Origin of the sequence: Anaerococcus degeneri (genome assembly GCF_017874475.1) — a bacterium.
GTDB lineage: Bacteria > Bacillota > Clostridia > Tissierellales > Peptoniphilaceae > Anaerococcus > Anaerococcus degeneri.
On sequence record NZ_JAGGLO010000007.1, the window covers coordinates 66389 to 79256 of the forward strand.

Consider the following 12868-nt stretch of genomic DNA (forward strand, 5'->3'; position numbering starts at 1 on the left):
TTCCTCCTATTCTTCTTCCATTAATTTTAGTGGTGCAGTCCTGGTTTTCATATAGTCATCAAGCCAATCGGAGCTTGCTTCCTTGTAGAGGGTTTTGTCATTTTCTCTATAGCAGAGATAGACCTTGGCCTCTTGGTTTTCTCCTCCATAAACAAAGGAGAAGCCGTCAATGTTGGTTGCTACGCCAAAATTTCCGTCTTTATCAATGGCTACTACCGATAGGTCACCACTTTTAGCCCTTTTTTTCTTTAGGATTTTATCCAAATTGTTTACTGCTTGATCACAAGCGTCTTGGACCTTTTTTCCTTCTTTCATTAGCCTTACGATTTCGTATGAGATACAACCTTTCATAAGGTCTTCTCCAAGACCTGTGGCTGTGGCAGCTCCAACTTCACTGTCTGCATAAAGACCCGATCCAATTACAGGACTATCGCCAACCCTGCCTGGCTTTTTCATAAAAAGTCCACTAGTAGATGTGCCACAGGCGATGTTGCCGTCCTTATCAAGGACACAAACCCCAACAGTATCGTGACCTATATAGGGTTTTAGGTCTCTTTCCATGGCTAATTTTTTTTCTTGGTAGATACGGTTTTTGTAATGGATTTTCGCCCTATCTGTGAGCATATTTACCCTTTCAAAACCGTTTTGGTCGGCGTATTTTTCTGCTCCAGTTCCTACCAAAAAGTTGTTGGCATCAAATTTTGACAAGTCCCTTGCGACAGCGATTGGGTTTTTAATATTTTTCACACCTGCAACAGCACCGAAGTTAAAATTAGTACCGTCCATAAAGGCTGCGTCTAGCTCAACTTCCATATTTTCATTTGGCAAACCACCGTAACCTACAGATTTAAAATAGGGAAAGTCTTCAACTTCTTTTATGGTTTGGGTCATGGCATCTGCTGCACTTTTGCCATTTTTCAAATCTTTTAAGCTTTTTTCTATGCCTTCAAGGGACATCCTCCAAGTTCCGATTAAAGCGTACATAAGTTCTCCTTTCAGATTATATTTATCTTAAACGTTTAAGAATATGTTCATAAAGTCCATTTGGTTATTAGCTTCATGAGTCCTTGTGACTGACTTGTGGTTTGATAAAAACAAGCCGAGTTTTTCGTAATATAGGCTCATATCAGCTAGTTCCTTACCTATAATTAGGGAATAAACTAGTCTGGCGCATGATTCGTTCCATTTTACAGGATTGTCTAAGACAATAATTATGGAATAGGAATCTCCATCAACCTGGTCTAGGATGTGGGGGATGGCTATTTGGTTAAACAAGGTATAACCCATATCTTCCCTTTGTTTCAATTGCTTAAGGGCAAGGTCTTTGTTCATTGCAGATTTTTCTTCGATGCATTCTGATATATATTTTAGGATTTCCAACTTGTTTTTAAACTGACTAGTTCTTATAAAGATAGAATTATTGAACAAGTCGTAGATTTTAGCAAGTCTTTTATCTTCAAAGGCCAGCTTTAAATTATCCAAATCATTTTGAGAAAATATTATATCAACATAAACTACAGGAATTTCCAAGTCGTAGTCTAGTTTTATTGAAGAAATGATTAGGTCGTATTTTTTTAGGTCTAAGTTTTTTAGGCTTCTTAGGTCAGTTGTATCTAGGCTGTCTATTTTTTCCTTAAATTGCCTGTTTAGCTGGGCTTTCATTATCTGGGCTGAGGAGTTGCCAGAACCGCAGATTATGAGTATTTTCTTTTGATTTACAGAGTTGGAATTCATAGCCGCCATTATGTGGAGGGCTATGTAGCCAACCTCATCTTCTGATAGTTTTGTGTGGTATTTTTCGTTTATCACATTTGCCCCGATTGTTGCCAAAAGGTAGGAAATTTTATTCTCTTTTATATCATCTAGGATGGGGTTTTTCATGTCAAAACCGTATTTTATCCTATTTGCCAAGGGGCTTAGGTGGATGGCGAGGGAGAAGTAGAAGTCTATATTTGCCCTAAAATCGTATTTGGAGACCTTGTAGATTTCATCGATTATACTTTGAGATAGTTCGAGGATTTCTGTGGATATTTTTTCTTGGTCCCTTATTGTATTTTTTGCTATTAGGTGCATGGTGATGTAGACTAGTTCTTCTTTCGGGATTTTTATTTCAAGCTTGTTTTCAAGTTCATCTACAATTATTTTTGCTATTTTGTATTCTTTTGTAGAGTCGACTTTTTTTTCAAAATCCTTACTTAGGCTTATATATTTTTTTTGCTTAATCCTTAATATTGATATATAAATGTGGATGACTAGGTTTTTGAAGTTTACATAAGGCATGTAATAGTCATCGCCGAAGTCCATTTCTTCGATAATATCTTGGATTTTTTTAAAGAGGTCCCTATTTATATCTCCTTCGAAGAGGAGGGGATCTTCTCCGATTTCATTTTTTATGGCAAGCCTTATATTTTTTTCGCTGCCTTCTACTTTCATGCCGTAGTAGGGCCTTGCTGCAAGGTTTAGGTTGTAAGTTTCTAAAACTTGCCTTACAATAGGCAGGTCCTTATTGATTTGGGATTCGCTTACATGAAAGGTTTCGGCTAGTTCAAACTGCTTGATATAGGAATTTGAGAACAGGAAGGTCTTTAGGATATTTATATATCTTAGGTTTTTATCTCCATCTTCTTCCTGGTAGTAGGCATATTTGTACCAGTCGTTTTTCAAAAAGAGCTTGAATTTGTCCTTATCCTTGATTGTAAAGATAAAACCTTTACCAGGCTTGGATTCAACTATCGCTCCCTTATCTTTAATTACTGAAGTTAGTTGGTTTATCTCCTTTCTTATAGTTTTAGAAGATAATTCCATCACTTCGCCTATCTCTTTAGACGTATGGTAGTCATAGTCAAGAGTTAGGTAGTCAAATATTTGTTTTAGTCTTGTCTCGATCATATAACCACCTTGTAATTTTATTATAGTAGAGTAGAGAAATAAGGTCCACACAAACATTTTCCTTAAGTCTGTGGAAGAGGGGTGTTTTGAAATCTAATGTAAGGAAAAAGGATAAATTTGGATAAAAAGGGGAAATCCAGTGGATTTCCCTTTTGAATTTTAATATATTATCGAAAATTATTCCCCAACTTCCTCGAGATATTTTTGGTATTCTTTTTGCCAATATATTTTATCTTGATTTGTGATTTTTCTTACGACTTTGGCGGGGTTGCCTAGGGCTATGGACATTTTTGGGATGTCTTTAGTTACAACTGATCCTGCTCCTATTATTGAGCCTTCTCCTATTGTTACTCCTGGAAGGATTGTGACATTTCCGCCTATCCAGACGTCATCTTCTAGGCTGATGTCGGCTCCTTTTTCTATGCCGTTAGCTCTGATTTTTGGGTCTATGGGGTGGATAGCTGTAAAAAGTCCTGTGCCTGGCCCTATTAGGACCCTGTTTCCTATTTTAATTTTCCCCAAATCTACCATGGAGACGTTGAAGTTTATAAAAGAATTATCGCCAATAAAGATATTTTCTCCATAGTCGCATCTGACGGGTGATAGGACTGTTGATTTGCCAAAAGATCCAAAGATTTCTTGGCATATTTTATTTCTTTCGTCCCTCTTGGTTTCCATATTCAATTTTACTAATTTTTCCCAGCAGGCAGTGAGTTTTTCGACTAGGTAGGAATCTGTCTTAAAAAGTTTGCCGGCCTTTAGATTTTCGTAGTTTTTCATATATTCAATATACTTTTGATAAATTAAATGACAATTCGTAAAATATTAGTAGAATAATAAGGTTATTACATATATAGGAGTCGGTATGAATAGGAAAATAGATTTATTACATGGAAATATTAGGCATACGCTTTTGAAGCTGTCCCTGCCCCTCGCCCTTACGGCCTTTATCCAGATTGCCTATGGCTTTGTCGATACGATTTGGATTGCAAGGCTTGGGACTAATGCTGTAGCAGGTGTTGGTATAGCTGGTTTTATCTTTTGGATAGGAAACTCAATTGTCCTTATACCAAAGGTGGGGATGGGGGTCTATGCCTCCCAATCCTTCGGGTCTCAGAAGGAAGATGAGACGGTTATGATTATAAATAACGGTTTTATCCAGGCTATTATCATGGGTTTGTGCTTTACAACCTTTTGTCTTATTGTCAAAAATGTTTTTATAGAATTTTATCATTTGGGTCTTGAGGCGGAGATGGCGGCTAAGGATTACTTTTTTGTGGTAAGTCTTGGTATGATTTTCTTTTTTGTAGGCCCTATGTTTACTCAGGCTTTCACATCTTTAGGCGATTCTTTTACGCCATTTGTGATAAACGCTGTAGGCCTTGCTATCAATATGGTTTTAGACCCGGTTTTGATTTTTGGCCTTGGTCCTTTCCCACACATGGGGGCAAAGGGAGCGGCTCTTGCCACTATCATCAGCCAATTTGTGGTCGTTTTGATTTACTTTTTGGTTGTGATTTCTAAAGACGGGATTATAAAATCTGCGATTTCCTATATAGATTATAGAGAAAATTGGCAGTTGGAAATTTTTAGGCTTGGCCTTCCTGCGGCACTTTTGTCTGGCTTCCATGCTTCAATTTCCATGGTTTTAAATAGGTTTATGTCAGCTTTCGGGCCAACACCTGTGGCTGTTTGTGCTATAGGTTCCCAACTTGAATCGATTTCTTGGAACACTACTGAGGGTATCCAGGTCGGCATCCAAGCCTTGGTTGCCCAAAACTACGGGGCGGAAAACAAGGAAAGGGTCAAGGGTTCTATTAAAGAAGCCTTCAGACTCGTTGCAATTATCGGTATTATTGCGACTTTGGTTCTAATTATTTTTAGGCACAAACTTTTTGAACTTTTCACGCCAGAAAGTCAGGAAGCTATCGAACTTGGGGCAAATTACCTCTTTATCCTAGGTCTTTCCCAGGCCTTTATGGCGATTGAAATCGGCCTTGCGGGTTGTTTCAACGGGATGAGCGATACCAAGACTCCAGCCATCCTAGGTGTAATCAACAACCTCCTAAGGATACCGATAGCCATAATTTTGATGCCTTTTGTTGGTGTTTACGGTGTATGGATTGCCATGAGTGCGACTTCTATCATGAAAGGTCTTGTAGCCATGACCTTAATTTACAGGAAAGTTAAAAAATATATGGCGGGATAAACTCTTCTTCGGAAGAGTTTTTTTAACTTTATTGTGAAAATGTTTGTAATAATTAGGATTATAATATAAAATAATAAAGAGAGAAGAAAAGGAGATTGAACATGAAACAAGTAAGACTGCCATACGGCAAAGAATTTATCGAACTCGAAGTCGGCGACGATGTTGATATATTAGTCAGCCAAGCAGGAGATTTTAAGGCGGAAAAAAGTCAAGAAGACCTCGTAAGAGATGCTCTTGCAAACCCAATTGGTACAGAGAAATTATCTGAACTTGTTAAAGGCAAGAAAACCATAACAATTATTTCATCTGACCATACCAGACCAGTTCCATCTGCAATTACTATGCCAATCCTTCTTGAGGAAATCAGGTCAACTAATCCAGATGCTGAGATTACAATCCTTATAGCAACAGGTTTCCATAGACCAACCACCCACGAAGAATTGGTTGCTAAATATGGCCAAGAAATTGTTGATAATGAACATATCGTTGTCCACAAATCTGGCGTAGATGAAGATATGGTTGAGTTAGACACACTTCCTTCAGGCGGAAGACTACTTCTAAACAAACACGCCATTAACACCGACCTTCTAATTGCTGAAGGCTTTATCGAACCACACTTCTTCGCAGGATTTTCAGGCGGTAGAAAATCAGTTCTTCCAGGTGTTGCCAGTGAAAAAACAGTTCTTGCCAACCACTGCTCTAAATTTATAGCAAGTGATTATTCAAGAACAGGTATCCTTAAAGAAAACCCAATCCACAAAGACATGGAATTTGCTGCAGAACAAGCAAAACTCGCCTTCATTCTTAACGTTGTAATCGACGCTGAAAAGAAGATTATCAATGCCTTTGCAGGCGATAGGGTAAAAGCTCACTTTGAAGGTACAGAATTCGTTAGAGGCCTATCAACCATAGATGGAGTTAATGCAGATATTGCCATTACAAGTAACGGTGGATATCCACTAGACCAAAACGTATACCAATCTGTAAAATCAATGACAGCAGCAGAAGCAGCTGCATCAGATGATGGCGTAATCATCGAGGTTTCTAGATGTAACGATGGCCACGGCGGAGAAAGCTTCTATAAAACCTTTAAAGAAGCAGCAGCTCCAAAGGATATAGAAGACAGAGTTCTTCAAATCCCAATGGAAGAAACAATTCCAGACCAATGGGAGATCCAAATCCTAGCAAGAATTCTTGTTCGTCATAAAGTTATCTTTGTAACTGACCCAGAAAACAGGCAATTAATAGAAGATATGCACATGACTTACGCTGAAAACATTGAGGAAGCCCTCAGAATGGCTAAGGAAATCAAGGGCGAAGATGCCAAGATTGCCTTCGTTCCAGACGGTGTATCTGTAATTGTAAACAAGAAAAAATAAGGATTTTAAGATAAGTTTAAAAAGGCTTGATTTTTGTAGATAAAATATTTTGTGAATAGACTTTGAAGATAAGAATCAAAGGTAGTTTGTAAATGTTTTTCTAAATAAATCTCACAAGGCTTTTTAAAGCAGATTTATTTATTATTTCCAAAACAAAAAAGATGTTTGACAAGTTTAGTCAAACATCTTTTTCCTTACATAAAATTATTTATATCCATATCTGCGATTGTAGGCAGGGTTAGGTCGGCTTTTTCCTTGATATATTCCCATTCTTTTTCGTTCCAAGGGAAATCTTCGAGGCCTACAGTCATGATTCCTTCTTTTTTGGCGGCCTTTATGGCATAAAGGGCATCGTCAAAAAGAACGCAGTCAGAAGGCTTAGCTCCGTGTTTTGTAATCGAATATTGCCAGAAGGCAGGGTCAGATTTTTTCATATCCAAAAGTTCAGGTGTGGCAAAAAAATCAAAGTAGTCGTAGATCCCTAGCCTTTTTAGGGCCATTTCTAGGTAGGTATATGGGGTAGAGGAGGCAACTGACATAGAAAAGCCTAAATCCTTTAATTTTTTTAGGATTTCGAGATTGCCTGGCTTTGGCATTAGGTTATCTTTGTAGGCATCGTAGATTACATCCTCAAAATATTGTCTAACCTGGTCAAAGGTCATGTCTTTTGCAATTTCATCTACTATATACTGGCACATGGCCTCAACTGAGAGGGCCTCAATCTTGCCCTTTTCTTCTTTTTTAAGGTCTTCTAAGGTGAAACCGTATTTGGAAAAAAGCCTGTTTTGAGGCTCAATCCAAATGTGCATAGAATCTAAAATTGTCCCATCAACATCAAAAATTAGTTTTTTCATTATTTTCCTTTCTTAACTGGTTTTTCCTTCTATATATATCTTATATGTTTTCTCCTCCAAAGGCAAAAAAATAGGCAAAAAAACCAGCCTGATTTTCTAGGCTGGTTTAAAATTAATATGCAATATTTAGGGCGTTCATTGTTCCTGCTGCTAGTTGCTCAAAAGACCTGTGGTTATTTTCAAAAGCTGGAGAATAGCGGTTTATGAAGGACTTGTAGGTTGTATATCCCTTGTCTGCATAGGCTTTTCTCATGAGTTTGAAAGTAACTTCGATGCCGTCTTTAACTGTTGGTGGGTTCACCCATGGTGAACGACCGATATAGGCAGGTGGCCATTCTCCACCAAAACCATTTTTGTAGTAGCGGATGCAACCAAAATTGTACTTGCCGCCGCCTGAGTTCATACCAAAGGTAGTTTCCTTGGCGATTTGGCCCATAAAGATTCCTACGTTGATTCCGTATTTTTCTGAAAGCTTTAAAATAGTGTCGCCATAGCCCTTAAGAGGGGTGTAGTGGCCACGCTTTTCTAGGAACCTATCTATGTATGCACCTGTGATATGGGCAGGGTTTTTTGTTCTTATGTCAAAATTTGCTAAATCGCCTTGTCTGTAATTTCTCCAAGAAAGTCTACCAGGCTCCTCATTTGTGCCTGTTGCATTTCTATTTGAACCGGTGATTTCAACACGGTCTGGGTGACCAGGATCTTTTTTTTCTTCCTTTACTTCAAGAGCATTTTCACCCTTATAAGAAGTTTGGGCAAGCTTTGTTTCTTCGTGAAAAACTTCGGTGTCCATGTTTTTGATTAGGTCATCGAGGTTAGTTGCGTCATATTCGACAAGTTCATAATTTTCTATTTCTGCTTGGCTAGTATTAGCGTCTTCATCAGCCATAGCCGGGCTTACCATAGCCAGGGCAGATGCCGTTACTAGGCCAGTTAATATATATTTAAAATTCATAGTTTTTTCTCCTTTAATCTTACAACATTTTATATTTTAACCCACAAAAACTATTTTGTCAACAAAAATGTTACGATTTTGTTACTTAATCCTTGAGAACCTTGCCAATCCTAAGGCGAAAGCCCTATTTTGTATTATTTTTGTAACCTTGGTAAAATAATTGTTTTTTATTGCAAAATTGTGATTTTTTGAAAAAATACTTTTCTTTATAAATATTTGGGATTGTTATATAATAGCTATAAGTAATAGAAAGGAAAATTATGAATATTTTATTAGAACTTTATATGTCTTTTGTAAAAATTGGCTTTATGACCTTTGGGGGTGGCTATGCCATGCTGCCAATTCTTGAAAGAGAAGTTGTTGAGAAGAAAAAATGGGCGACTAGCGAAGAAATCCTAGATTATTATGCAATTGGCCAGTCTACACCTGGGATAATAGCCATAAATACAGCGACTTTTTGCGGATACAAGATGGCAAAAAACATAGGGGGTCTGGTGGCAAGTCTTGGTTTTATCACACCTTCTATAATAATCATCACCCTTATTTCAAAATTTTTGGAAAACTTTTCCCATATTGCGGCCATTCAGCACGCTTTTGCAGGCATTAGGATTGCTGTTTGTGCCCTGGTTTTGTATTCGGTAATAAAAATGGTCAGGAAAAACGCTAAAAGCTTTGGGAAATTTGCTGTATTTCTCCTAACCTTTTTGGCTATTGGAGTTTTAAACATTTCGCCGGTTTTAATTGTAATTGGAGTTGGGCTTTTAGGAATTGTTTTAGGGAGGTTTAGAAATGCTTAGGATGATGTGGGAATTTTTCAAAACAGGACTCTTTGCTGTAGGAGGAGGCATGGCAACCATCCCCTTTCTCCAGGAAATGGGCGAGAAATACGGGTACTTCACAGGTGAAGAGCTCCTAGATATGATAGCAGTCTCTGAATCAACCCCAGGAGCCATAGGCATCAATATGGCAACCTATGCCGGAAACAAAGCCTACGGACCTCTTGGAGGCATCCTCGCAACACTCTCCCTTGTGACAGGACCAATTGTAATAATTTTGATAATAGCAAGGATGATCTTAGCTTTTAAGAACTCGAAGACTGTTAAAGACGCCTTCACAACCCTAAGACCTGCCACAGCAGGTTTGATTTTAGGGGCCATGTCATCAGTCTTAATCATAACCCTCTTTGACCCGGCAGCCTTCAGTCAAACAGGAAATCTTCTTTCCCTAATAAGGCCAATCCCAATTGCTCTTTTTGCAGGATTTTCCCTAGTATTATTCAAATTCAAAGACCTAAGCCCCCTTTGGATAATTCTTGCAGGGGCGGGTCTTGGGATAGTTTTGGGCTTATAACTTGCATATTTAGCTTATTTCGGTATTTTACTTATAAGAATTATATAAGGAGACATATATGACTGATATTAATAATCCAAAAGAAGAATTAACCAATGCTGGCCTTAGGGTGGTTGCCTTTTCGGGAAATGCTAGGAGCAATTTCCTTGAAGCCCTTGACCTTGCCAAGGCTTGTAAGTTTGAGGAAGCTGACCAATATATAAAAATGGGAATGGAAAACTTGGATCTTGCAAGTCGTGCCCAAAAAGATTTCCTAGTAAATGAGGCAGAAGGAAGTCGTGAGGGACTTGACTTTTTGGCCATCCATGCCCAAGACCACTACATGACTACCTTATTACTAAAGGATTTAATCAACAATTTAATTGATATTTACAAGAAATAAGCGAAAAACCCCAGAATCCATGCGGACTCTGGGGTTTAATTTTCCTTTTAATTTCTAAAACACTTTGGCTTTAATTTTTAAAATCAATTGCCTTTTGATCTTTGATATTTTTTCTAATATTACCATTATTTTTTTCTTCTAAGAACTTTGGAAACTTCTCCAAATACTAATGGAATCAATGCAAGTATTAGAACTGGGATCCATTCCCAAGTGAAAGATACGACTTCAAAGAGGTCCCTTAATACTGGCACGTACATTACAACTAAGAGTAGGGCAAAGGATAGGATAACTGCCTTGATTAGGTGTGGGTTTGAGGCAAAGCCTAGTTCCTTTAGGGTGTATTTTGTGCTCCTTACTGAGAAGGCTCTTAGTAGTTCTGATGTGATTAGGGTTGCAAATACCATTGTGTGGGCACCTTCGATTGAGTCAGGGAAAATCCACTTCAAGCCAACTATATAAGCTCCAAGGACTGCAAGGGTTATAAAGATTGATTGGCTAATGAGGTTGGTCCTGATGTCGCCAGAGATAATTGATTCTCTTGGATCCCTTGGTGGTTCTTCCATAAGTCCTGGCTCTGCTGGTTCAACACCTAGGGCTAGGGCTGGGAAGGCGTCTGTGACTAGGTTTAGCCACAATAATTGGATTGGAGTAAGTGGACTAGGAAGTCCCAATAAAATTGATAGGAAAACTATCAAAACTTCTGCAATGTTACATGATAGGAGGAAGGATACAAATTTTTTGATATTTGAAAAGATTACTCTTCCTTCTTCGACTGCATTTACAATGGTTGCGAAGTTATCGTCAACAAGAATCATATCTGATGCGTCCTTGGCAACGTCTGTTCCTGTGATACCCATGGAAACTCCGATGTCAGCATTTTTAATAGCTGGAGCATCGTTTACACCGTCACCTGTCATGGCTACGATATTGTCATTGGCTTCCAGGGCCTTAACAAGTTGGACCTTGTTTTCTGGGGAAACCCTGGCAAAAATTCTCTTGGTTTTGACAATTTCTCTGATTTCCTCATGGGTCTTATCATTTAGTTCTGAGCCTTGCATAGCTTGGTCACGGCTTGATGCGATTCCCAAGTCTTTGGCAATGGCAAGGGCTGTTTCAAAATAATCACCTGTAATCATTATTACATCGATACCTGATGCGTGACATTCGGCAACAGCTGCTCTGGCTTCTGGTCTTGCTGGGTCAATCATTCCTGTGAGCCCAACAAAAATCATATCTCTTTCGATATTTTCTGTACTTAGGTCCTGGTCAAGGGTCTCTAGAGGTCTAAAAGCGTAGGCCATTACCCTTAGGGACTGGCTTGCAAGGTCATTGTTCTTATCTGAAAGTTTCTTCCTGTATTCATCTGTGAAGTCTTCCAATTGACCATTTATCATAATCTTTGAAGAATTGCTCATTACCACATCTGGTGCACCCTTGGTCATGGCGTAGTATTTGCCATCAAGCTCATGGAAGGTAGTCATCATCTTCCTTGTGGAATCAAATGGGATTTCCTGGAGCCTTGGGTGCTTGTCGTTAAGATTTTCTTGGTTGATGTTCCATTTTTCAGCAAAGGTTAGCATGGCACCTTCTGTTGGGTCGCCTGTAATCTTGTATTCTTCACCTTCACGAATGAGATTTGCGTCATTACAAAGACTTGCAATAGTCATAAGGAGTTTAATTTGATCATCAGAATCAATTACTTCCTTATTCTCGTTTCTAATATCACCCTCTGGTTTGTATCCAGAACCTTCGACTTCGTATTCTTGGTCGTTGGTGAAAATTTTTGTGATAGTCATTTCATTTTGAGTAAGGGTTCCTGTCTTATCTGAGCAGATAACTGTGGTTGAACCGAGAGTTTCTACAGATAAGAGGTTTTTAACAATGGCTTTTCTATCTGCCATCCTATTCATACCAATAGAAAGGACAATGGTTACAACAGCGGTAAGGCCTTCTGGAATAGCTGCAACTGCAAGAGACACTGCCACCATGAAGGTTTCAAGTAGGTCATCTCCGGTCCTGTAATAACCTAGGGCAAAAACTGCTATACAAACTACAACTACAAGGACAGCTAAAAGTTTAGAAAGCTTTTTAAGCTGTTTTTGGAGAGGAGTTTCCTTATCCTCAACTTCATCAAGGCTTGTTGCGATTTTACCGATTTCGGTATCTTCACCAGTAGTTGCCACAAGGCCGATGCCGTGGCCATAGGTCACGATTGATGAAGAGTGGACGTAGTTTTTCCTATCACCAATACCCACATCTTCGTTTGTTTCAAAACTTGCGTCCTTTTCAACAGCCACAGATTCACCTGTAAGTGATGATTCGTCGATCTTTAGGTTTGATGATTCGATAAGCCTCATATCAGCTGGGATAATATCCCCAGTTTCTAATACAACTATATCTCCAGGTACCAAATCCTCTGCCTTTACATGTCCTCTTTGTCCATCACGGATTACAGTGGCCTCAGGCGAGCTCATTTTTTGTAAAGCCGCAACAGAGTCTTCTGCCTTTCCTTCCTGGATAATAGACATAATGGCGTTAATAACAACAATAGCGATAATAATTACACACTCAATCACATCACCTGTGAAGGCTGACACAATAGCAGCAATTACCAAAAGAATAACCATAGGGTCGGCTATTTGTTCGATAATCTTCTTCATTAGGCTCTTTTTATTTGATGACTCAATAGCGTTTGGGCCATATTTTTCAAGCCTAGCTTTGGCTTCAGATGAGGTAAGTCCACGTTTGGCGTCTGTGCCGTGTTTTTTGATTACTTCATTAAGACTGCCTTTATAGTCCATAATTCCTCCTTAAAAATTTGCAAAATATAAAAAAAGCGGGGCTTAGTGA

The 12868-nt window shown here is 38.7% G+C and carries 11 protein-coding genes; 5 read left to right on the forward strand and 6 right to left on the reverse strand.

All coding sequences use genetic code 11. The features are described 5' to 3' along the window. Positions 1-6: 6 nt before the first annotated feature. From J2Z38_RS07710 to J2Z38_RS07720, 3 genes are all read right to left on the reverse strand, one after another. Positions 7-984 (reverse strand): N(4)-(beta-N-acetylglucosaminyl)-L-asparaginase, encoded by a 978-nt coding sequence (locus tag J2Z38_RS07710; RefSeq protein ID WP_209774505.1) that lies wholly within the window; start codon positions 982-984, stop codon positions 7-9. Between the two features lie 27 nt (positions 985-1011). Beyond that, on the reverse strand, positions 1012-2889 hold the full coding sequence (locus J2Z38_RS07715) for a BglG family transcription antiterminator (protein WP_209774507.1): 1878 nt from the start codon (positions 2887-2889) through the stop codon (positions 1012-1014). 177 nt (positions 2890-3066) lie between these two features. Continuing rightward, positions 3067-3669: a sugar O-acetyltransferase gene (locus J2Z38_RS07720; RefSeq protein ID WP_209774509.1), complete on the reverse strand. Its 603-nt coding sequence runs from the start codon at positions 3667-3669 to the stop codon at positions 3067-3069. An 85-nt stretch (positions 3670-3754) separates the two neighbouring features. Here J2Z38_RS07720 and J2Z38_RS07725 point away from each other — a divergent pair, with 85 nt between their 5' ends. Together J2Z38_RS07725 and larA are read left to right on the forward strand one after the other, a co-directional pair. Continuing rightward, on the forward strand, positions 3755-5098 hold the full coding sequence (locus tag J2Z38_RS07725; RefSeq protein WP_209774510.1) for an MATE family efflux transporter: 1344 nt from the start codon (positions 3755-3757) through the stop codon (positions 5096-5098). 101 nt (positions 5099-5199) lie between these two features. Beyond that, positions 5200-6477, forward strand: a complete 1278-nt coding sequence (gene larA / locus J2Z38_RS07730; RefSeq protein ID WP_209774512.1) for a nickel-dependent lactate racemase — start codon at positions 5200-5202, stop codon at positions 6475-6477. 194 nt (positions 6478-6671) lie between these two features. On the opposite strand, the gene J2Z38_RS07735 is transcribed toward larA, so the two are convergent. Continuing rightward, positions 6672-7331, reverse strand: coding sequence for an HAD family hydrolase (locus tag J2Z38_RS07735; protein ID WP_209774514.1), 660 nt, complete (start codon positions 7329-7331; stop codon positions 6672-6674). A 112-nt stretch (positions 7332-7443) separates the two neighbouring features. Then, entirely contained in the window at positions 7444-8286 is an 843-nt protein-coding gene (locus tag J2Z38_RS07740; protein ID WP_209774516.1) for a glucosaminidase domain-containing protein, read from the reverse strand. A gap of 260 nt (positions 8287-8546) precedes the next feature. On the opposite strand from J2Z38_RS07740, the gene J2Z38_RS07745 reads away from it, so the two are divergent. Genes J2Z38_RS07745 through J2Z38_RS07755 form a run of 3 tightly spaced genes read left to right on the forward strand, consistent with a single transcriptional unit; the run spans position 8547 to position 10018 of the window. After that, positions 8547-9083 carry a chromate transporter gene (locus J2Z38_RS07745; protein ID WP_209774517.1) on the forward strand — a complete coding sequence of 179 codons (537 nt, stop codon included), beginning with the start codon at positions 8547-8549 and terminating at the stop codon, positions 9081-9083. Continuing rightward, the gene (locus J2Z38_RS07750) at positions 9076-9636 is read left to right on the forward strand and encodes a chromate transporter (protein ID WP_209774519.1); all 561 of its coding nucleotides are present in this window, start codon (positions 9076-9078) and stop codon (positions 9634-9636) included. The genes J2Z38_RS07745 and J2Z38_RS07750 overlap by 8 nt, the downstream gene beginning before the upstream one ends. Before the next feature lie 58 nt (positions 9637-9694). Next, the gene (locus J2Z38_RS07755; RefSeq protein WP_209774520.1) at positions 9695-10018 is read left to right on the forward strand and encodes a PTS lactose/cellobiose transporter subunit IIA; all 324 of its coding nucleotides are present in this window, start codon (positions 9695-9697) and stop codon (positions 10016-10018) included. A gap of 125 nt (positions 10019-10143) precedes the next feature. Here the strand turns inward: J2Z38_RS07755 and J2Z38_RS07760 are convergent, their stop codons facing one another. Further along, positions 10144-12819, reverse strand: coding sequence for a cation-translocating P-type ATPase (locus J2Z38_RS07760; RefSeq protein WP_209774522.1), 2676 nt, complete (start codon positions 12817-12819; stop codon positions 10144-10146). Positions 12820-12868 lie beyond the last annotated feature (49 nt).